This is a genomic window from Pseudoalteromonas sp. A3 (assembly GCF_025942345.1).
Taxonomy (GTDB): Bacteria; Pseudomonadota; Gammaproteobacteria; order Enterobacterales; family Alteromonadaceae; genus Pseudoalteromonas; species Pseudoalteromonas atlantica.
Genome location: NZ_JAPCKL010000002.1, coordinates 329972 through 352905, shown reverse-complemented (window position 1 = coordinate 352905; position 22934 = coordinate 329972). Strand labels below are relative to the sequence as shown.

General features: G+C 40.9%; 16 protein-coding genes. 2 read left to right on the top strand and 14 right to left on the bottom strand.

Features of this window, described 5'->3' with window-relative positions; genetic code table 11:
• Positions 1 to 196: 196 nt before the first annotated feature.
• Positions 197 to 3043, top strand: a complete 2847-nt coding sequence (locus OIZ54_RS04615; protein WP_264389849.1) for a TonB-dependent receptor domain-containing protein — start codon at positions 197 to 199, stop codon at positions 3041 to 3043.
• A gap of 106 nt (positions 3044 to 3149) precedes the next feature.
• On the opposite strand, the gene OIZ54_RS04610 is transcribed toward OIZ54_RS04615, so the two are convergent.
• The 10 genes from OIZ54_RS04610 to OIZ54_RS04565 all read right to left on the bottom strand — a co-directional run bounded on the left by OIZ54_RS04610 (position 3150) and on the right by OIZ54_RS04565 (position 14132).
• Positions 3150 to 4928 carry a sugar phosphorylase gene (locus OIZ54_RS04610; RefSeq protein WP_004586493.1) on the bottom strand — a complete coding sequence of 593 codons (1779 nt, stop codon included), beginning with the start codon at positions 4926 to 4928 and terminating at the stop codon, positions 3150 to 3152.
• A 24-nt stretch (positions 4929 to 4952) separates the two neighbouring features.
• Positions 4953 to 6176, bottom strand: coding sequence for a hypothetical protein (locus OIZ54_RS04605; RefSeq protein ID WP_029771978.1), 1224 nt, complete (start codon positions 6174 to 6176; stop codon positions 4953 to 4955).
• Positions 6169 to 7914, bottom strand: a complete 1746-nt coding sequence (locus OIZ54_RS04600; protein WP_264389848.1) for an HAD-IIB family hydrolase — start codon at positions 7912 to 7914, stop codon at positions 6169 to 6171. Before OIZ54_RS04600 ends, OIZ54_RS04605 begins: the two co-directional genes overlap by 8 nt.
• A 136-nt stretch (positions 7915 to 8050) precedes the next feature.
• On the bottom strand, positions 8051 to 9289 hold the full coding sequence (locus OIZ54_RS04595; protein ID WP_054981874.1) for a uracil-xanthine permease family protein: 1239 nt from the start codon (positions 9287 to 9289) through the stop codon (positions 8051 to 8053).
• A gap of 9 nt (positions 9290 to 9298) precedes the next feature.
• Entirely contained in the window at positions 9299 to 9931 is a 633-nt protein-coding gene (upp, locus tag OIZ54_RS04590; RefSeq protein ID WP_004586497.1) for a uracil phosphoribosyltransferase, read from the bottom strand.
• 144 nt (positions 9932 to 10075) lie between these two features.
• Complete coding sequence (locus tag OIZ54_RS04585; RefSeq protein WP_264389847.1) at positions 10076 to 11035, bottom strand: ecdysteroid 22-kinase family protein; 960 nt, start codon at positions 11033 to 11035, stop codon at positions 10076 to 10078.
• Positions 11036 to 11344: 309 nt separating this feature from the next.
• Positions 11345 to 12319, bottom strand: a complete 975-nt coding sequence (locus OIZ54_RS04580; RefSeq protein ID WP_264389846.1) for a transposase — start codon at positions 12317 to 12319, stop codon at positions 11345 to 11347.
• Positions 12320 to 12590: 271 nt separating this feature from the next.
• Positions 12591 to 13076: a hypothetical protein gene (locus tag OIZ54_RS04575; protein ID WP_264389845.1), complete on the bottom strand. Its 486-nt coding sequence runs from the start codon at positions 13074 to 13076 to the stop codon at positions 12591 to 12593.
• Between the two features lie 100 nt (positions 13077 to 13176).
• The gene (locus OIZ54_RS04570; protein WP_157686038.1) at positions 13177 to 13707 is read right to left on the bottom strand and encodes a hypothetical protein; all 531 of its coding nucleotides are present in this window, start codon (positions 13705 to 13707) and stop codon (positions 13177 to 13179) included.
• A gap of 191 nt (positions 13708 to 13898) precedes the next feature.
• Complete coding sequence (locus OIZ54_RS04565) at positions 13899 to 14132, bottom strand: DUF6429 family protein (protein ID WP_248450329.1); 234 nt, start codon at positions 14130 to 14132, stop codon at positions 13899 to 13901.
• Positions 14133 to 14382: 250 nt separating this feature from the next.
• On the opposite strand from OIZ54_RS04565, the gene OIZ54_RS04560 reads away from it, so the two are divergent.
• Positions 14383 to 14640: a phage integrase N-terminal SAM-like domain-containing protein gene (locus OIZ54_RS04560; protein WP_257125172.1), complete on the top strand. Its 258-nt coding sequence runs from the start codon at positions 14383 to 14385 to the stop codon at positions 14638 to 14640.
• A gap of 174 nt (positions 14641 to 14814) precedes the next feature.
• On the opposite strand, the gene OIZ54_RS04555 is transcribed toward OIZ54_RS04560, so the two are convergent.
• The 4 genes from OIZ54_RS04555 to OIZ54_RS04540 all read right to left on the bottom strand — a co-directional run bounded on the left by OIZ54_RS04555 (position 14815) and on the right by OIZ54_RS04540 (position 22933).
• Complete coding sequence (locus OIZ54_RS04555; protein ID WP_004588700.1) at positions 14815 to 17070, bottom strand: acyl-CoA dehydrogenase; 2256 nt, start codon at positions 17068 to 17070, stop codon at positions 14815 to 14817.
• 265 nt (positions 17071 to 17335) lie between these two features.
• Complete coding sequence (locus OIZ54_RS04550) at positions 17336 to 18364, bottom strand: zinc-binding dehydrogenase (RefSeq protein WP_264389844.1); 1029 nt, start codon at positions 18362 to 18364, stop codon at positions 17336 to 17338.
• A gap of 14 nt (positions 18365 to 18378) precedes the next feature.
• Positions 18379 to 19788, bottom strand: coding sequence for a TolC family protein (locus OIZ54_RS04545; protein ID WP_264389843.1), 1410 nt, complete (start codon positions 19786 to 19788; stop codon positions 18379 to 18381).
• On the bottom strand, positions 19781 to 22933 hold the full coding sequence (locus OIZ54_RS04540; RefSeq protein ID WP_055253997.1) for an efflux RND transporter permease subunit: 3153 nt from the start codon (positions 22931 to 22933) through the stop codon (positions 19781 to 19783). Before OIZ54_RS04540 ends, OIZ54_RS04545 begins: the two co-directional genes overlap by 8 nt.
• Position 22934 lies beyond the last annotated feature (1 nt).

Here is a 22934-nt window from a genome sequence, read left to right as displayed (position 1 = left end):
TTAATTTAACAACAGCTCACCTGTAACTTATTTCATGTTAGTGATTTAGGCTTATTTTAGTTGCTTTTAATAAAATAATACGCATGCAATAATCGCCGGCCCTATAACAAAAGTTATAGGGCTTAGGCTAAATGCACTGTGTATTTAGCTAAAAGATAATGTATTTAATTATTATAAAATCTCCTTTGGGAAACACATGAAACGTCATAATTTACTTTCTACTAGCATTAAATGTGCATTAATTACTGCTGCTGCAACAGCGAGTAATTCTGTACTTGCACAAGATGAGCAAGCGACAAAAATTGAACGCGTTGAAGTAACGGGTTCGCGTATTTTACGTGAAGGCGCTATTGCACCGGCACCAGTAACAGTTATAAGCGGCGAGCAGCTAATTAATACTGGCGCTGTAAACATTGGTGAAGCACTAAACAACTTACCAGCACTTGGCAATACATATTCAATGGCTAACTCAGGCCGCTTTATTGGTACTGCTGGTTTAAACATTCTTGATTTACGTAACATGGGTACCGACCGTACCTTAGTACTTGTAAACGGTAAGCGCCACGTATCTAGCTCAGCGGGCTCTCAAGCTGTTGATACAAATACTATTCCGAGCGTCTGGGTTGAGCGAGTAGAAATCATTACTGGTGGTGCATCAGCTGTATACGGTGCTGATGCGGTTACAGGTGTTGTCAACTTTATTTTAAAAGACAACATTGAAGGTATGGATTTTAGCGTTACCCGTGGTTTTGCCGATTTAAACAGCTACAACAACGAAAAAGCTACGTTCTCGTACGGCTCTAATTTTGATAACGACCGTGGTAATGCCGCTTTTGCTATTGAGTACTCAGGCCAAGATTCATTAAATGCACTTGACCACCCTTGGACTAGCACATCTTTTAGCAGCTTACCTAACCAAGCCCAAACGGATGAGAACAAAAATAGTGCTGACTTTCCTGATGATATTTTAACACCTAATGCGGGTTATTTCGCCATCAATGATGCAGGTGTTTATGCACTTGAAGATTCAAGTAAATTTATTAATAGCTTTAACCCGGATAGCAGTGCTCGTGACTTATACATAGGCAATAACGCAGATCCATATTCATGTGCAGAATGTGACTTTTTTAACCTAGGCCAATTTGAAGAAATACAACCTGAGTTTGAGCGTTACAACGTAAACTTTAAAGTTAACTACGATGTTACCGACGATTTAAACGTCTACTTTGATGCAAAATACGCAAACAGCCAAGGCGAAAGCATAGGTCAACCTGCGTTTTTCTTTTTTGACAGCGACAACAGCATTAAAATTGATAACCCTTACCTAGACCCAGATATCAAAGCGCGTATGCAAGAGGAAGGCGTTGATTCAATCATGATAAACCGCATGATGAGTGACCTTGGCCGCCGCGTTGAAAATAATACCCGTGAAACAACCCGTTTTGTTACAGGCTTAAAAGGGACTGTGTTTGAAGACTGGGAATTAGATACATCAGTTGTGTATGGTCAAACTGACTTAGAGCGCGAAAATGGCGCTAATATGATTTTAGCCAACTACTTTAATGCCCTTGATGCCGTTGAAGATGCAGGTGGCAACATCGTATGTCGCAGCGCTGCAGCACAAGCTGATGGCTGTGTACCGGTTAACATTATGGGTTTTGGCGCACCATCTCAACAAGCGATTGATTACATAAATACGGTATCTGTAGGTACGTCAACTATTAAGCAAACCGTGGTTTCTGGTTCACTTGCCAATGGCGCTATTTTTGAATTACCAGCAGGTTATGTAGGTGTTGCGTTTGGTGCTGAATACCGTAAAGAAGAAAGCGAAACAAAAGAGCCAGATAACGCAGAAGGTACATTTTTTAACGCTTTAGGCGAAGATAAAGGCTCGTTTAATGTGCGTGAAGTATTTTTTGAAGCAACTATGCCTATTTTAACTGACTTACCGCTTATTCAAGATTTAGTATTTGATACCGCAGTACGTCATGCTGATTACAGCACAATTGGCGAAGCAACTAGCTGGAAACTAGGCCTTGATTGGACTGTTAACGATGAACTACGTGTGCGTGTAACGCAATCTGCAGCACTTCGTGCGCCTAACATAAGTGAAGTATTTGGTGCAGCAAGCCAAACTTTCTACAATGTAGAAGACCCGTGCCGCGCTGAAAACATAGCTAATTTATCAAATGCAGCAACACGCACTGCAAACTGTGCTGCATTAGGTGTTGCAAGTGACTTTAATTCAGGTTACGACTCAGCCTCTTTAGATGGCTTAACAAGCGGTAACCGTGATGTTAAAGGTGAAGAGTCTACAAGTACAACGGTAGGTATTGTTTATCAACCAGAGTTTTTAGAAAACGCTGTGCTTACTATAGATTACTGGGAAATTGATCTAGAAGATGCAATTGACACAATCGACGCGCAAGAAATTCTTGACCGCTGTGTTGATAGCACAACAGGTATAGACAATCAGTACTGTAATTTAATTACACGTAATGCCAGTGGTGAAATTTCGCTGATTCAAAACTCAGTGCTTAACGTAGCTGGTCAAAAGGCGTCTGGTGTTGATTTTGAACTAGGCTATGACTTTGATGCGCCAGAAGGTAGCTTTAAAACACGTTTAATTGGTACTTACTTAATTGAACGTAAAGATTACCCGTTCCAGGATGATCCTAGTTCATATATTGAGTACGCAGGTACAACCGGCGAAGCGAAATGGCAAACTAACCTATCGGTTAGCTATGCAATGGATAACTTTTATTCAACGGTTGAAACACGCTTTATCAGCGAAGTTGATTTATACACAAATGTAGAGCTTGCGAGTAACTCGAACCCAAGTAACCAAATGTCTTACGGTAAATACTTTATTACCGATATGACAGTGGGTTACAACTTCGATAGCGGCTTAGGCGTTAAAGTAGGTGTTGATAACTTATTTAACCGTAAACTTCCGTACGGTACACGCGGGACAGGCGAAAACAGCGCAAGTTACGATAACATTGGCCGCTTTGGCTACATTAACTTAAGCTACAGCTTATAATTAGTAACAACGTTTATTAATTAAGTTAAAGGCTCGCACTGCGAGCCTTTTTATACCAATGCGCTTAAGTTAAGTGAGCTATTTTGCAAATTGGTATTACTGCACTTTATTTAATATTACTTAACCATACACTTTGATAAGGCTCTAGCTCTATAGTGAGTTGATCCTCGGTAATTGTTTCATTAGCCACTAAATCAAACCACTGCTGGGTGTTAATTAAGTTTAAATCTGCAAGGGTAAGTACTTGTGGTTTATCACTTATGTTATAAACGCAAAATATACTTTGGCGCCTGTCTATACTTTGCCGCCAAAAACCAAATAATCCCCCCGCTAAGTGCAGCGTAAATTGCGTGGCATTAGGATGAAATGCACTTTGTTTTTTTCGAATACCTAATAAATGCTTAATACCATTAAACACTTTGTGATGATGGCTATATTTATCACCTAAAGCCGATAATAGTTTTGACTCTTGCCAACGATGACGGTTAATTGCACGGTTATGCTGTGAGTTTTCAAAGCGTTCGTAATCGTTCGTTGTGCCAAGCAAGCTATGAATATAAAGTCCAGGGATCCCTTCAAGCGCAAACATAATGGCGTGTGCACACATAAATCGCTCAAGGCCAAACTTATCTTGTCCATTGTGCGTGCCTTGTAATGCATCAAAAAGTGCAATATTTAGTTCATACGGTGTGTGCGTACCATCGTTACTGGTGCGCATTGATACACGCCCACCAAATTGCATAGACGTACTCACCAATGACGCTACTTCGCTTGGTTGTAACAAGCCTTCTATTGGCCTAAGTCCAATGCCATCGTGCGAGGCAATAAAGTTAAAGTATGTGGTGCCGTTTTGCGCAGGCGGCATACTCATCATCCAGTGCTTAATGGCCGTGCTATCTCCACTGAGTAATGTATGCAGTAATAAGGGCGGTAAGGCAAAGTTATAAATACTGTGGGCTTCGTTGGCGTTACCAAAGTAAGAGAGGTTTTCTTGGTTTGGTATGTTTGTTTCGGTAATTATGACAACGCTTGGCTCAGTATGCTCTATTAGGGTGCGAATAAGCCTAACTGCTTCATGCGTTTGCGGTAAATTAATGCAATTTGTATTGAGCTGTTTCCATAAAAATGCAACCGCATCTAGCCTAAACAAGCGTACGCCGTTATCTAAATAATGGCGAATAATACTTATAAACTCTTTTAGAACTTCCGGGTTACCAAAATCAAAATCAACTTGGTCGTGGCTAAACGTACACCATACATGTTTTTCGCCGCTTGGTGTGGTTACCGTATTTAATAGCGGTGACGTACGCGGGCGTACTACATTAGATAAATCATCGGTTAAACTTGCCGTTTTAAAGTAATCTTTGCCGGGGTCTAAATCGTTTAAAAAGTTTTCAAACCATACACTTCGGCTAGAGCAATGATTAATCACTAAATCTGCCATTAGCTTTACATCTTTGGCAATATTTTTTATATCTTGCCAATCCCCTAGCGATTCATTTACTTGCACGTAGTTCATTACCGCAAAGCCTTCATCAGAGCTATACGGGTAAAATGGCAATATATGCAAAGCATTAAGCTGCATATCGCACTGCTCTTTTATAAACCGGTGCAAGGTTTTAAGCGGTGCTTCTACCGGTTTTGCAACAGCTTGATCTCCCTCATCGTGCTTAATAATAGAGTCGCCATAGGCTATTAGTATAATATCTTGCTCGTCCCAACGGTTTGTATGGGGTGTAGGGTCGCGCAGCGGGCTGTCGCCTAAAATTATAGTTATAAGCTGCTCAGCCAGCTCTGTAATACTTAAGGGCAGTTCAACATCTTTATAAATAATATGTAGATGTTGCTCTACCCGCTGTAAAAATAATTCGCTTACTGTATTCACACGCGCCCCTTATTATTGTTTTATTTATTCACTAAATTCTTTATTATCAAGATCAACCGCTTCTCTTAAGCGCTCAAAAACATCTGGCATGGCCGATACAACACGGTTCCAACTTGGCACAAATGGCGCTTCCATTGGGTTATCTAAAAAGTGCTGACCTGCTTCCATAACATTTTTGGCAAACATTTCTACGGCCTTTTCCTCTTGGTGCACATCTAAGGTTAAACCATTCATCAGTGCATCGTTATGATACGTTTCTATAAAGTCTAAACCAATACGGTAGTAAGTTGCTTTTAAAGAACGAATTGTTTCGCTGGTAAAAGTAACCCCTTGAGTGGCTAATTTTCTAAATAGTGCCTTGGTTATATCTATCGACATTTTAGATAAACCGGCGTTTTGGTCATCAAGAGAAAGTTCCTGGTGCTTATGATCGTAATTATCAGCAATATCCACTTGGCATAAGCGATTATGCGAATAATTACGGTACATTTCACTGAGTACGCCAATTTCAAGGCCCCAATCACTCGGAATACGAATATCGTTTAGCACATCACGTCTAAACGAAAACTCCCCTGCTAACGGGTATCTAAAGGTATCCATATATTCTAGGTAGTCGGTATTGCCTAAAATAGTTTTGAACGAGCGTAATAACGGCGTTACTAATAAGCGCGATACTCGGCCATTAATTTTGCCGTTTGCAGTACGTGGGTAAAAGCCTTTACAGAATTCATAATTAAAACGAGGGTGCGCTACAGGGTAAATTAAGCGCGCTAACAAACCTCTGTCGTAAGTTAAAATATCGCAGTCGTGCAGGGCTATCGACTCTACCTCTGAGGTGGCCAATTTGTAACCCATGCAATACCACACATTTCTGCCTTTACCAAGCTCACGCGGTGCAACGCCTAGCTCTTGTAATTCTTTATCAAGCGCTTGCAAACGAGGACCATCGTTCCAAAGCACTTTGTGGTTTTGGTTAAGCTCTTTAAAAAAGCCTAAAGCATGGCGGTATTGTGATTCGTCTGCCCTGTCTAAACCTATGGTAATTTGCGATAAATAAGGAACCTCTCTGAGTTCTTTTACAATGTTTTGCAGCGCTGGGCCTTCAAGCTCACTAAACAACGAAGGGAGTATTAACCCCATTGGCCGTTGCTTACTAAAACTAATTAGCTCTTCTTCAAGCGCTTCTACCGGTCTATCGGCGATGTTATGTAAGGTTGTGATGATGCCATTTTGATAAAAATCAGCCATGTGATTTTCGCTCCTCAATAGTATTTAAAATGCTGCTAATACAAGGCAATGTGGTTATTTCTTCAATCCAACCCAGTGGAGCGGGCGATTGCGAATAACGCGCCTTGTTATGTGTTAACTTAACCGGCTTTTTACTGCTTGGGTTATGTATGATAATGGCGATATCAGCTTGCTCTAGCATCTGCTTATCGTTGTCACTATCACCTAGTGCAATTACCGTGAGAGGCTTTCTAAAATGTTGTGAAATTTGTTTAACTAACCACTGCTGTGCAGCGCTTTTATCGGTGTTTTTAGCAATATGTATAAACCGCCCGCCTATTTTTATTTCGTAGCCGAGTGCTTTAACATCGTTTACAAACGCATTAAGTAATTCATCGCTTCCGTGCCAATAAAGTGGGTCTGAAAAATCGCGAGTTTGAGCGCGCCTTGCATGCGCTTCATCAAGTCCGGTGAGGGATGATATTTGCTCGCTCGACAAATCACTAAATAACTTATAATGCGATTTATATTCGCTGCTTAAGGAGTCTAAATCACTAAGTAAGTTAGATAAGGGTGATGCAAATGCATAACACCAATACGCCCCTACTTGCGTGCAGCCAATGGGTTTAAGCTCAAAATAATCTACGGGTAAATAAGCCGCCGCGCCATTTTCAACAATAAAAGGCTGTTGAATATTAAGCTCGTTTTTAAGTTCAACCACTTCGCAAAATGTTTTACTCGTATTAAACACCACAGGAATGTGGGCTGCTTGTAAGTCTTGCAGCAAGCTACTGATATTTTTAGTGTTGTAATCGGCGTGATCGAGTAACGTGCCATCTAAGTCGGTAAATATAATAGGTTGCAGCGTATCGTCGCTGGTTAAGTGCATAGCACTAATATCTCGATTACTATCAAGCTCTATAAGGGCGTTAGCTTTAGCGCTTAGGGTGTTTAAGTTTTCGCGAGTAATACGCTCAAAATGAGAAATAAAGTGCACCAGTTGCTCATCACTCATGGTGCCATCACCCTCGCCTTTAGTGGCAATAAGCTTTTGTTCTTGCTCTTGTCGCCACTTAAATACATCTTCAAAGCTCGGTGCTTTGAGCATCACCGTGTAATCTATTTTACTAAACACACTTTTGTATTCATTTGCTAGGCAACTGTTTACACAACGACGCCACACGCCTTCTTTATCGTGCTGTGTTTCTAACTCGTTTATAGGCTCACTTAAAGAAAATAACGGTTGTGGCTCACTACCTACGCACCAGCCTTCTAAAATAATAATATCAATGGGTTTATTGTTACATTGCCATGTTTGCTCAGGGCTGCAATCGTCGTGATGCTTGTCAAATTTAGGCAAAGGCACGCCAACCTCTTTTGCAAGTAATCGGCTTATGGTGGTATTCATTAACCCTACATCGTGGGTGCCAGGCACACCACGGGTGGCAAATAATGGGTGTACGTCTTTGGCAAGTCCTTGGCGGTGCGCTTTAGATAAGTAAAAATCGTCAATAGAAAGCGCGACACTGCTAAACGGCGAGTTGTTACTAAACCAAGTAACTAAAAAATCTGCGAGGGTGGTTTTTCCTGAACCTTGGCATCCATTTATGGCGACAAAAATAGGGGTGTTATTTTTTTTTGATTCTAGAATATCGTGTGCAAGCGGGATAAAAAATTGCTCACTAAGGTACTGATACTTTAAAGGCAATTGGTGCTTTGCTAAAAATGGGGTTATATCCACAATACTGGCCTCTGACATAGTAACTCCTTATATTATGAAGTAACAAATGCAGGTACTAGACCACTATTATTTTTATTTAATTATTAGTAGCTTACAAAAATAGCGCAATTAGTATGCGCTATTTTGGTGCGTAAATTTTACATACAGTGCAAAATTAATCAGTTTCTGGTTCGGCTTTTGGCAATACTAAGTTAAGCACAATACCTAAAATGGCGCACAAGCTAACGCCTTCTAAGCTAAATTGGCTACCCCCAATGTGCATACCGCCAATACCGCATACTAATATAAGTGCCACAATACTTAAATTACGGGGTGCAGTTAAGTCATCACCAGATTTAACCAACGTATTTAAGCCCACTACCGCAATTGAGCCAAATAACAAAATCATTATGCCGCCCATCACAGGTACAGGAATTGTTTGTAAACCAGCGCCCATTTTTGCCACAAAGGCCAGTACCACAGCAATTATAGCAGTCCACATCATTACTTTAGGGTTAAAGTTTTTGGTCAGCATCACTGCGCCAGTTACTTCAGAGTAAGTAGTGTTTGGCGGACCACCAAATAAAGAGGCAGCGGCAGTGGCTAAGCCATCACCAAATAAGGTGCGATGTAAGCCTGGTTTTTTTAAAAAGTCTTTATTGGTTACTTGGCTAATAGCCATCATATCGCCAATATGCTCAATAGCAGGTGCAATGGCAACAGGCACCATAAAGAGAATGGCTTGCCACTTAAATTCGGGCCATGTGAAGTTTGGTACAGCCAACCAGCTCGCTTCATTTACGCTACCAAATTCAACCACACCCATTACCAGTGATAAAACATAACCCGATATAACACCCGCTAATATAGGGATCAGCTTATATACACCTTTGCCCCACACTGCAAAAATAAGTGTGACAACAAGAGAAAACAGCGAAATAATAATGGCTTTATCGTAAGCAATAAGTTCAATACTGCCGTCGCCACTTTTACCCATTGCCATATTTACCGCAACCGGTGCAAGGGCTAAACCAATCACCATAATAACGGGGCCGACGACCACAGGCGGCAAAATTTTATGAAGTGTTGCCACCCCTTTAAATTTAACCAATAGCGCTAACAGCATATAAGCACAGCCCGCTGCCATTAAACCACCCATGGTGGCTGGTACGCCCCACATTTGTACTGAGGCAATAATAGGCGCAATAAACGCAAATGATGACGCTAAAAATATAGGCACCTTGCCTTTCGTCACTACCTGAAATAATAAAGTACCTATACCCGCTGTAAACAAAGCGACACTTGGGTCAAGCCCCGTTAATAAAGGCACCAACACTAACGCACCAAATGCTACAAACAACATTTGGGCGCCGGTTAAAATGGTTTTTATAGAAAATGTAGAATTATTTTGCACTGTTAAACCTTAGTAAACCGTACCGAAAATTTTGTCACCTGCATCGCCAAGCCCTGGGATAATGTAACCCTTTTCATTTAAATGGCTATCAACTGAGGCAGTAAAAATCTCAATATCAGGGTGAGCGGCTAATGTTTTTTCAACGCCCTCAGGTGCAGCAACCAGTACAATTACTTTAATGTCTTTACAGCCTGCTTTTTTAAGCATATCTATTGTAGCAATCATAGAGCCGCCAGTTGCAAGCATTGGGTCTATAACTAAGCTTAAACGCTCATCAATATTGCCTACTAACTTTTCAAAGTAAGGTACTGGCTCAAGCGTTTCTTCGTTACGCTCAAGGCCCACTACACTTACCTTAGCCGCTGGGAGTAATGACATTACGCCATCCATCATGCCAAGGCCTGCGCGTAAAATAGGCACAACAGTAATTTTTTTGCCTTTAATGTGCTCTACTTTTAATTTGTTGCCGTCCCAGCCAGTAATTTCGTTATCTTCTAACTGTAGGTTTTTAGTTGCTTCGTAGGTTAATAAGGTACCTACCTCAGAGCATAATTCACGAAAGCTTTTAGTACTTATACCGTGAGCGCGCATTAAGCCTAATTTGTGTTGAACTAGAGGGTGTGAAATTACGTGAATTGACATGATAAAAACCTACTGATACTAGAATTGGCGGTATTTTATATTAAAAAAGGTCATTTGACCTGCAATTTTAAATAAGTTTTCATAGATCGTGCCAAAATGTATTGATTTGCTTGATATTTATGCAAGCGACACACTACTTTATGTTTATAAATTGTTATCTGATAACGTTAAATTTACTTGCGCCAACATGTAGCTATTTATTTTAAAATGAGTTGGGCTCCAACCCGCTAAAAAGCGATAAAAATCGGCCCAAGCTAATGGCCATAATGCATGCCACTTTGCAATTACGTCATCGGCATTTATTTGTGGTTGATACACTAAAAGCGCATTTTTTAATTGGCTAAAATAGTAACGTAAATACTCATCGGCACAGGTATGTAACTGCTCGTCGCTTAAGCAGCTGGTCATAAAATACATTACATCGCAAATCCCTACCCCAGCCCCTACATACTGAAAGTCATAAGCGAGTATTTCACTTTGCTCATTTGCAGCAAAATTGGCAAGTTTAGCATCGCCATGTATCAAGGTTTTGTAGTGTGATGCTTGCAGTGTTTTATCAATTTTATGAGCCGCATTTTTAATATCGGACTTTTTGTCAGCGCTTTGTTTTAACTTATTAAACTCATCGGGCCGTGTGCTCAAATGCCAATAGTTCCCTTGTTGCCATAAGCCCTTTTCAGGCTTATTTAAATTAAAGGCATGAAAAGATGCTAACCAGTTTAGTATTGCCTTTATATGCTGGGACCTTGCTTGAGAAAAACCATATTGAGTAAAGTTTTTAAACACTAACGCATAATCATCACCATCATTAATTGCATTAATACAGGTAATACTTTTAGCGCTTGTCGGTAAGTACGCGCTGTATAACCTATAAAAATTATATTCAACTTTATAAGACTGCTGCTTTCTCTTTAATGCAAATTCACTTTGCTTAATTTTTGGATGGTTTATGTGGCTTGGTATTTTAATCGCTTTGATAACACATGGCTCGGCATCAAGCATGCACTCGACAATACTGCCACACCCGCTCCAAAGCGATGTTAGCGTATCGCCCATTTCAATGTGTTTAAAATGAGGCTGTAAAAGAGGAAGATAAAATGCCATTGCTATATTAAGTCATTAAGTTTTTTATAGTTTAACATTAGAAGGTATTTTTAATAAAACGATAGCATTCATAGCCCCTTTCTTTTTAGTGTGACACCCACTTTAATTCCAGCCTTTCTTAAAGTGACATCCACCTTAATTTCTACAAAGTAAATTACAAAAAGTTAAAGTTAACTAGTGAATTTATGTTTTTTAACTGTCCAAAAATAATTTGAGTTTTAAAATAAAGGTATTACTAAATAAAGCTCAAATGGCAGCCACAAAAATCCCTCCATTATGTAGTTGGAGTGCTCAAAAAGTGATTTGGCTCTAAGCGAATAACTTTGCGCAGTTACTGATATTCGCTCGCCGCTTTCGGTTTAAGTTTTCGCAATACCCTTCTTGTGAGGCAGGCCTGCCCACTGCACCATGAAATACGCGCGTAAATTGTGTGGTGAGTTTTAACCAGTTTTCTGATGATATATTAAGCCTTTCTAACAAACGAAGGGTCATATTATCTATATGTCCTTGCTTATCCTCTCGCATTACTCGCCCTGTTAGCTCAACGAGTTCAAGGTACGATTTAAGCTCAAACGGCAGCCCTTTAGGCATTTCTTGACGTGGCATACCTGCAAAGCGAAGTAGTTGTTTTGGCTGCTTGCCTTCTTTTGCGCATATTAAGCGTACTTGAGCGCTGGTATGGTCTGACTCTTCTGGCGTGTTAGCCATCTTGGCTCTAATGGGGTTTAAATCTACATAGGCCATACACGCTGCAATTGCGGCTTCATCAAGTAAAGCTTGCGATTTGAATCTCCCCTCCCAGAACCTCCCTGTGCAATTATCTTCTTTATTTGCTCTTCGCGCTATATCTTCATTTAACAGGCGCATAAACCAGCTAATACTTGCTAAACGTTCTCGGTATTGTTTTACCGTTTGATTGAAAAAGATGAGTTCAACTTTACTTAGCTTCTCGCCTTGTATGTATTTTTGTGTTAACAATGTGCCTTTACAGAGTTTATGCCAGCGAATAACAATCGCTTTATCATTCAGCCTATTTGCCTTTTTATCATCTACATACAGTACTAAATGGGTGTGATTGCTCATTACGGCATAAGCGCACACATCAATACAAAATACCCTAGCTAATTCACCCAGCTTATCTTCAACCCATCCTCGTCGATGCTCGTAACATTGACCAGTGAAACGGTCTTCGCCACATAAAAATGCACGACGAACACACCGTGAAATACAGTGATAGTATTTTGTATCAACCAAACTTACTTGTCGCTTTCTTGCAATTGCCATATGACACTCTGCTTGTTTTTTACACTAAATAAAAGCTAGCCTCTAATTGCGTTAAGTACAAAATTTAAGATGGGTGTCTTGTTTATTACAAAATTTAAGATGGGTGTCTTGTTTATTATTGCTCTAAATAAAAGCTAGCCTTTAATTGCGTTAAGTGCAAAATTTAAGATGGGTGTCTAGTTTATTATTGCTAAATAAGGGCTAGGCTTAAACTTCAAAAAGTGCAAAATTTAGGATGGGTGTCTTGTTTATTTTTCGCTGAATTGACTTGTTAGAGGCACGGATCTTCAGAGCTTAAAATCTCTGCGTACCACTTTTCTTTGTAGAGAGCTTCAATTGCACCACACTCGAGTTCATCATTTAAATAAACAGGAAATTTTTCCCAGTAACTAATTTCAAGACCTCCACCAGATACTGCAATACCTCTCCTGTTTATCAATATACTCGCAACAAAATTTCCATCATCGAATGTATGCGCAACAGCTAGAACAACACCAAGGCTTGTTAGCTTACTTTGTATTTCTTTTATTTTGGTTTTTTGAGACGAATTGTTTTCACAGTTTTGACTGATATATTTCATTGAGCCGAGTTCAACTCTACGTAAACATTTGTCGCTCTTAAATAATTCAACGATAGAAGTTATTTCAGTTTCATTTACCTTAAACCAGTCATCAACATCACTGATTTCCATATCAACACCTTCTGTACCACATCCTGATAGCAAGAATAGGGCTAGAAAAATGGTTGCTAACTTCATAGTGCCTCTAACGCCCGCATAAGTGGCGCATAAAAGCTTGGCTATACTAAGCGAAGAATGAGCGCAGCCAAGCTTTTTGCGTCCGCCCTTAATGCGTTTGTTATATGTTTGAGCGCTTAATTTCATTTAATGTGTTTACAACACTAGAAACTTTTTGAAACGCATTGTTTGCGTATGCAATGACAAAAAAGTTACCTCTTTTATTGTTTAAGCCTAAAAGTTTATTTGTTAGATCTGTTTTTCGAAAGTGTAAATCAATATCAGCTTGTGAAATATTTAACTCTATTGTAATTCCTTTTACCTGACCATGAAGGGTTTCACTTTTTATAATACCCACATTTTCCCATGCAACATTAAGAGACGACTGATTATTAACTTCATCGAATGAAGTTGGGAAACTTATCCCTCGATTGTCTGCTGAAAAGTAAACCCAACCACGCCAGTTACTTGGCTTTAAAGCCGGGAACATGAAGATCAAACCTAACATAACAAAAATGTATTTAAAAACTACAGGAGAATTACCTGCCCAATTACCATAAGTGTAAAAAGCAAACAGCATCAAACAAGATACAACCAGATAACAAAAGCAAATTAACTTAGCTCCCCATGGAGGTGTTTCATATTTAAACATTTGATTTTCTTTGAATATGCACCAATATCAAGAAACATATAACTTTCCAATAACGGGCGCAGGCACGTGGGGCATAATGGCGAAGCCGCCCCGCGTGTATGCGTCCCAGCGAACGCAGTGAGTGCGTTTATTGGCTTGTTAGTTGCCACGCTAATACATCCTAGAGTAACAGCTAAAATTGCGCACAACGCTTACTCACTTTTGACGAATAACTTTTTGAAAAGTTCTTCTGATTTGGCAAGACCTTCTTCAGTTAAAACAACAGACTTAGATTTGCCAACAGGATCGTGAATATATCCTTTTTCATAAAGCCGATCGGTGATACTCCAATCTATTTGTTTCCAAGCCCTACCAAACTTGTCATGAAGAGTAAGGTAAAACAGAACAAGTGCCGCTTCATCGATTTTATCTTCATCTATTTCCACTGCTGTCTCCATTTTCATATGGCTACTAACAATTTTGTCTACGACATTTGTCGTTTTATAAACCGACAAATGTCCATATATTACAACGCATTTATCTTAACCATCAAATAAACACCTGTAAACAATTAGTTAACTGAAAATTATTTTTTATCAGTGCGAAAATACACCGAAATGGTGGAGATCAGTAATATTGGACAAAACAATATACACTGTCTATATATACAGTTAAATTTTGCTAGAGATTCATATCATGAAATCACCTTTTTTAACTATGATAGCCGAACAAATGTATCTAAAGCATTATGCTAAAAGTACCATCAAAGCGTATTTATACTGGATAGCTTCGTTTATTCGTTTTAACTCTATGAGGCACCCAACAACGATGGGAGATAATGAGGTCGAACTTTTTTTAAATCATTTAGTCAACCAACAAAATTTTGCTCCTAATACTCAAACACAAGCCTTAAATGCGTTGAGCTTTTTATTTAAAGTATGGAAAATAAACTAAACAGCTACTCTAATTGAACAAGCAAAACGACCATAAAATGAGCCACCATTAGCCCTGCCTCTATATTACACACATAAAAAAGCCCCGCTTGGTTTTAAACAAACGAGGCTCCACACTAATTTTTTAATCAAGAATAAAAGCGCCGATACAGCGGGCGCTTTGCATCATTGAATTTTATTGATTAACTACACTTTTAAGTGGGTTAACTGGTTGTGCGTTGTCATCTAATAAGTTCATGTCAAAGTCGAACTCATCAACGCGAATCGCTTTTTCACGCTTTTTGTTGTAATCAATTAGTTGCGCATGTTCATCCGCAGTAATTACATTTGCCGCTAATGCGTTATCTAGCGTAATGGCAAAACGTGTACCTGGTTTAATCGTTTTAGCGCGCAGCGCTTTTTTAACTTTAGCCAGCTCAACAAGTGATGCCATTTTAGCTTTATAAGCTTGCTCGTTAATGTGGTGACCGTCACCTTCTACAGGCTTAACTAAATGCGTAATTTGCGCTTTAAATGCGGTATCAAGCTGTGCTTGTTTTGCTAATTCACGAATTAAGTCGTCGCTAATTTTTGGCATTTTAGTTGAGTAGTTCATTGTTACAAAACGAATAAACTTACGAGTACCGCTTGCAGGGAAGTTATCTAAAAACTTATGCAGTGCTTCTTCAGCGCTTTGTAGTGCAAAACGTGTCGCGTAGTGGAAGTACGGCGCTGCTTGCTCGCGCTCGCTGCTTGCTACTTTTTGCTCGTAATACTTAATTGATGCCATTGCCGCGTATAAAAAGCTCATTACATCGCCTAAACGTGCTGATAGCATTTCAGCCTGCTTTAATTTACCGCCAAGTACGAGTAACGAGAAGTCGGCATACACTGCTAATTTTGCAGACAGTTTATGCACGGCTTTTTCGTATTCACGTACTTCTGGTAATGCAGAGTTTGCACTTGCAGTAAATGGTAAAACACCTAAACGGAAGGCACGTAAGCTGTTTGCTGTGCTGTAACCTATTGTTTTACGTAAAATGCCGTTAAACTCTTTATCTGCACCTTTATCTTCACTATGGATTGATTCAACCATAGATTGTAAATAAGGGTGACAACGCATAACACCTTGACCAAAAATCATCAGGTTACGTGTAAGAATGTTCGCGCCTTCTACTGTAATTGCAATAGGCTGTGCTACGTAACCGCTTGCAAGGGTATTTTGTGGGCCATTTTGAATCGCTTTACCCGCTTGAATATCCATTGCAGAATCTAATACGTCGCGGCCAAGCTCGGTCATGTGGTATTTAGCTATTGCTGTAACAACCGATGGTTTTAAGCCCATGCCTAGGCCTTCAGTTGTCAGTACGCGCATTGCTTCTTGAAGGTATGTTTTACCTGCAATGTCTGCTAGTTTTTCTTGAATACCTTCAAATTGACCAATTGCTAAACCAAACTGCTCACGCACTGCTGCGTATTCAGATGCTGATTTAAATGCTACTTGCGAAGTACTTACACCTAGTGCAGGTAATGAAATACCACGCCCTGCGCCTAAACAGCTAACCAGCATTTGCCAACCACGACCGATGTTTTTCTGGCCGCCAATAATAAAGTCCATTGGTACAAATACTTTGTTACCACGTGTAGTACCGTTATAAAAACGAATACCCATTGGGTCATGGCGGTTGCCAAGCTCTACACCTGGGTGATCTTTAGGAATAAGCGCACAGGTAATACCTAAGTTTTCTTTGCCGCCTAGTAAACCTTCTGGATCCACTACTTTAAATGCTAAACCAAGTACCGTAGCGATTGGTGCCAGTGTGATATAACGCTTATCCCATGTGATCTCAAGGCCAAGTACTTCTTCGCCGTTGTACATGCCTTTGGTGACAGTACCAATATCTGGAATGCCACCTGCATCAGAGCCTGCCTCTGGGCTTGTTAAAGCAAAACATGGAATGTCTCTGCCGTTTGCTAAACGCGGTAAGTAATGCGCTTGCTGCTCTTGTGTACCAAAGTGAAGTAATAATTCACCTGGGCCTAAAGAGTTAGGAACCATAACAGTTACCGCTACTGCAGAGCTTTTTGTCGCAATGGTTGCCACAATAGTCGAGTTTGCATAAGGGCTAAACTCTAAACCGCCAAACGATTTAGGAATGATAAGCGAGAAGAAACGCTCTTTTTTCAAAAATTCTAATATGTCATCTGGTAAGTGAATACCGTTTTGAATAACTGAATCGTCAATCATGCCTAGTAGCTCTTGTACTGGGCCATCTAAGAATGCTTGCTCGTCTGCACTTAGGGTAGCAGCCGGCACATCGCGTAGTGCGCTAAAATCTGGCTTACCTTGATAGATAGACCCTTCTAGCCACACATCACCCGCGTCTAGCGCTTCTTGTTCAGTGATTGAAATACTTGGTAATACTTTTTTTAATTTTGTACGTAAACTCATGATTAAACTCATCCGACCAGATAAATAATACATACATTACGTCATAAAAATCAGTTTAGATCAATTACTCTATTCAATTAATTAACAGTTTTTTCAATTTATTTTCTTTACGGTGACGTAAACTGTTGAAACTAAAAGGCTTACACTTGTGCGCTGAAATACCTCTATTTGGCAACAATTAAGCCCCATACTCATAAAAAGCTATTTTTTAGGCATAAAAAAACGCAGCCACTTGGGCTGCGTTTTTAAAATAAGGTAGGCAACGTTAACTGCTTATTTGCACAACGTGTTTGCCTGTAAAGCCACCCGCTATTTGGTTATTTAAGGCAGCACTGACTGAGTCAGCAGTAAAGTCAACCGCAGTGATTGCCGGTGTTTTAATATCGCCCGATAGCGCGCCTTCAAGCAATAAATTGCCCATAAAACTTAAGCGCTGCTGTGCACATAAACTATTAGCAAGCCACGCACCACCAATAGATACCACGCTAATATTAGGCGCTCGGTGGTACATTAAATCTTGATCAAAATGAGGCAGCGAGTTTAAACACGAGATACGCCCGCAAAAACGCATTAATTCAATATTTCTAAGCGTTGATTCACCGCCCATGGTATCAATTACCGCATCAAACCCTTGTGGGCCAAGCTCGCGGCGAATTTTGTCGCGCAACTTTTTGTCGTTATAATCAAATACCACATCGGCACCTAGCTGCTTTACCAGCTTGTGATTACGCTTTGAAGCGGTGGTAAATACATCGGCACCGCGTTGTTTAGCATATTGAATGGCAAACTGCCCTACCGCACCAGAGCCACCTTCGATTAGGATTTGGTCGCCCTCCGTAATGGCAATTTTATCTAAGCTAATAAGGGCGGCCATACCAGCGCACGGTAACGTAGCAGCCTTTGCAGGGCACAACCCATCGGGCACAACCGATACAGCAAAATTAGGTACCGTGGTGTATTCACTCAGTACCCCTTGCTTACCTATATTGGCATGCCACATTACTCGTTCGCCAACCCCAGGAAACACACCTTTGTTAGCTTTAACTACCACACCAACGGCGTCTAGGCCTAAAATATGAGGGTATTGCCACTTACAAAATCCCGTTTTAGCAAAATAGGCATCAGCAGGATTAAGGCCTACATACTCAAGCTTTACCAACAATTCGTTGTCGGCGCACTCGGGTATATCAACCTCAACATCTTGCAAGCGTATTTGCTCATCTGGTTGTGATAAAACAATAGCGCGCATTGTTTGTAAGGGGCTGCCTTGATGTGATAATTCAGTATTGCTCATTCAATTAACTCTACCTATTTTGTACTGCTCAGTGCATAGCTCCATTGGCCGTTAAATGCCTGATAAGCATTCACTTTAGCAAGCAATGTAGCAATAGTTGTGTCAACAGCGTTTTCTTGTGCCATTAAAACATCCTGGCGTGCATCTAACAACTCTAAGTACGGTATTTGGCCTTCTTCGTACATCGCCTGTGCTTGTAAAAATGCTTTATTTGCAAAGCCATAGCGCTGTTTAGCATAACGCTCTTGCTGTTGTTGATTGACCAACATTTGCAATGAAAGTTCACTTTGAGTCACCGCATTTAATACTATTTGCTGATAGTCGCTGTAGGCAGCTTCACTTAAAAACTGCTGTGCGTCGCGCTGAGCAAGGAGTGCGGGGTAACTTAATATTGACCATTGCAACTGGGGGGCTACTTGCCATTGCTGATCAGTATTTTTTAAGCCCGTGCTGTCTATGCTCACTACGCCTGCAAAGGCTGATAAGCTAATATCAGGTAGTAAGGCTTTACTTGCCGCCACACTTAAGCTGTTGGCTTGGCTAAAATCATACAATGCACGGCTTATATCAGGGCGAAGGGCAATGGCGCTATTGGCATTTTTAAGCGCAACGCTAAAGCTTTGCTCCAGCAGGTTTTGCTCATTGTCTATCGCAATGTCTTGCGCAAGCTTACCTGTAAGCACAGCTAAAGTTGATAAGTCGCTGTATTTAGCATACTCAATAGCGGGCATTAGAGCTTCTTGCTGCCTAAGCTGTGCCATAGTACGGTTTAGGTCAAGCTCGTTGGCAACGCCTTCATCCACACGTGCTTGAAGTACCTCAATGCTTTGCTCTAATGCGTTAATTTGCATGGCTATAATGTGTTGTTTTTCAACATTACCTTGATAGCTTACAAACCCTTTAACAACAGACGATACCACTTCAATTTGCAGTGAACGTACTTGCTCGGCTTGGCTCATGGCCGATGCATTTGCAGCATCAACCAAAGCAGTAATACGGCCAAATAAATCTAACTGCCAATCAAGCGCAATGTTAGCACTCGATTGACGGTCAAACACACTCGGTGCATCGCTTCGTGCTGCGCCAATATTTACCCCGCCTTGGGGTAAATATTGCGCTTTTTGCTCACCAAGTCGGGCAAGGGTACTTTTAAGCGTTAATTGGCTTGTTTGCAAATTGTAGTTATTGGTAAGTGCGCTATTAACCAAAGCATTTAGCTGCTTTGACTCTAACTTGTGCCACCAATTTGTTTCATCTGCAATGGCAACATTGCTGGCAATATTTGCTTGAGCTACAAAATCGTTAATAGCGTTTTGCTCGCTTTGTGTATCTATTTTGCTAGCGCAACCAGATAAAAAAGCAGCCACTATCACAGCACTTAACGTTAAGCGCGTTTTGATAGGTTTAGCGATAAAATTAGTCATGCGATAACCCCTTTGCTTTTTGCTGCTTTTTCACAACTAACATATAAAACACAGGTGTAAATAATAAGCCAAACACCGTTACCCCTATCATGCCTGCAAACACCGCGTTACCCATTGCGTGGCGCATTTCGGCGCCGGCACCGGTTGCAAGTACCAAAGGTACAACCCCAGCTGTAAAGGCAATTGAGGTCATTAATATTGGGCGTAAACGCATACGACACGCCGCTAATATTGCCTCAAAGTGCGTTAACCCACCGCCGTGTTGGTCGCGGGCAAATTCTACCATTAATATGGCGTTTTTAGAGGCGAGTGCCACCAGTACAATTAATGCAATTTGAGTAAATATATTATTGTCTGAGCCTACAAACCACACACCTAATAGTGCTGAGAAAATAGTCATCGGTACAATTAATATTATGGCCAGTGGCAAACGTAAACTTTCGTACTGCGCAGCAAGCACCATAAATACAAGCAACACAACTAATGGGAATACATAAACCATGGTGTTACCTGCAAGTACTTGTTGGTACGTTACTTCTGTCCACTCGTACTCAATACCTGTTGGCAGGTTGTCGGCTAATATTGTTTCAATAGCAGTTTGTGCCTGATCAGAGCTATAACCGGGGGCTGGACTGCCGTTTAGTTCTGCACTTGGGTAACCGTTGTAATGCATTACACGGTCAGGCCCTATTGTTGGTGTAACTGTAAGTACCGAGCCAAGCGGCACCATATTTCCTGCACTGTTACGTACTTTTAGGTTAAGGATTTGCTCAGGATCAAGACGAAAATCAGCATCAGCTTGCGCATTAACCTGATAAGTACGCCCAAACATATTAAAGTCATTCACATACACAGAGCCTAGGTATATTTGCAATGCGTCAAAAACTTCATCAAGAGGAATACCTTGAATAAGCGCTTGCTCGCGGTCTATATCAATATCCATTTGCGGTACTTGAATGCGAAAGCTTGAATATAAGCCCATTAACGCGGGGTCTTGCTGCGCCTTACCAATAATGGTTTGCAAACTATTAAATAGTGCATCAAAGCCTTTATTTGCTCTATCTTCAATTTGCAGCTTAAAGCCACCTGTTGTGCCTAAACCTTGAATTGGTGGCGGCGGAAATACAGCCACAAACGCTTCATCAATAGCTGCAAAACGCTGATTTAACTGCGCGGCAATTGCCATTGCTGATTGACTAGGGTCGGTACGTTTATCAAAGCTCTCAAGTGGCGTAAATACAATGCCGCTATTAGGGCTATTAGTAAAACCGTTTACCGATAAGCCTGGAAACGCCACGGTGTGTGCAACGCCTGGTACTTCTAATGCTATTTTTTGCATTTGCGAGAGCACATCTTCGGTACGGTCTAAACTTGCTGCATCTGGCAGTTGCGCAATCGCAACTAAATATTGCTTATCTTGCTGTGGAATAAAGCCACCAGGTACGGTATCAAACAATTTAATTGTACCGCCCACCAGCGCAACATAGGCCACCATAACAATAACGCTCATACGTATAAGCTTTTGTACCAGCTTTTCGTAGCCTTTAGCGCCACGGTCAAACACGCGGTTAAACGGTTTAAATAACCACGCACCAAACAGTTTATTAAGTAAACGCGTGAATGCATCTGGTTTTGCATCGTGCGATTTTAATAATAATGCCGATAGCGCAGGCGATAGAGTTAACGAGTTAAACGCCGAAATAACAGTCGAAATAGTAATTGTTAGTGCAAATTGCTTATAAAACTGACCCGATAAACCGGTAATAAATGCAGTAGGAATAAATACCGCACACAGCACTAACGCTATCGCAATAATTGGCCCGGTTACTTCGCTCATAGCAACACGTGTTGCCTCTAAAGGCGAAAGCCCTTGTTCTATATTTCGCTCTACATTTTCAACAACAACTATCGCATCATCAACTACAATACCAATTGCCAGTACCAAGCCAAACAGCGAAAGCGTATTAATAGACACGCCTAGCCATTGCATTACAGCAAACGTACCAATTAACGAAATTGGCACCGCAATCAATGGAATAATAGACGCGCGCCACGTTTGTAAAAATACAATAACCACAATTACAACTAATACAATGGCTTCAAGTAGCGTTGCTATAACCGCATCTATTGAACCACGTACAAACACAGTGGGGTCGTAAACAATGTCGTACTCAACCCCTGCCGGAAAATCTTGTGATAAACGCGCCATGGTTTCGCGTACTTGATCAGAGAGCTCAATTGCATTTGAACCTGGGCGCTGAAACACTGGCATTGCAAGTGCTGGCTGGTTATCAAGCTCTGCACGAAGTGCATAGGTATCTTGGCCTAAATCAACACGGGCTACATCAGACAAACGCGTTAATTGCCCCTGTTCGCCCACTTTAATAATGACCTTTTCAAACTCTTCAACACTGTTTAAACGCCCTTTTACGTTTAACAAAATTTGAAATTGGCTGTCGTTAGAAATTGGCTGTGCACCTAAGCTACCCGCTGCAACTTGCTGATTTTGCGAGCGCAAAGCAGCCACAACATCGGTGGCTGTAAGCTCACGCGCTGCTAATGCATCTGGGTTTAACCAGACACGCATAGAGTACTTACCACCACCAAATAAACGAATATCGCCTACACCTGGTAAACGGGCAATTTCATCTTTAATATGAATGTCGGCATAGTTAGATAAATACGCTGTGTCGTGGCTGTTTTCAGGCGAGTATAAATGCACCACCATGGTTAAATCGGGTGATGATTTTTCAGCTACTACACCTAAGCGCTGCACCTCTTCGGGCAAACGTGGTAATGCACTGTTTACACGGTTTTGTACTTGCACTTGTGCACGGTCTAGGTCGGTGCCTAATGCAAACGTTACCGTAAGTGTCATACGGCCATCGCTGGTGCCTTGAGAAAACATATACAACATGTTTTCGGTGCCGTTAATTTCTTGCTCAAGCGGCGTTGCCACAGTTTGCGCAATAACGGTTGGGTTAGCACCTGGGTAATTTGCTGTTACCACAACAGTAGGTGGCACAACCTCAGGGTATTCACTTACAGGAAGTTGAAACAGTGAAATACCACCAGCAATTAAAATAACCAACGACAGCATGGCTGCAAAAATTGGTCGCTGAATAAAAAAGTGTGAAAATTTCATC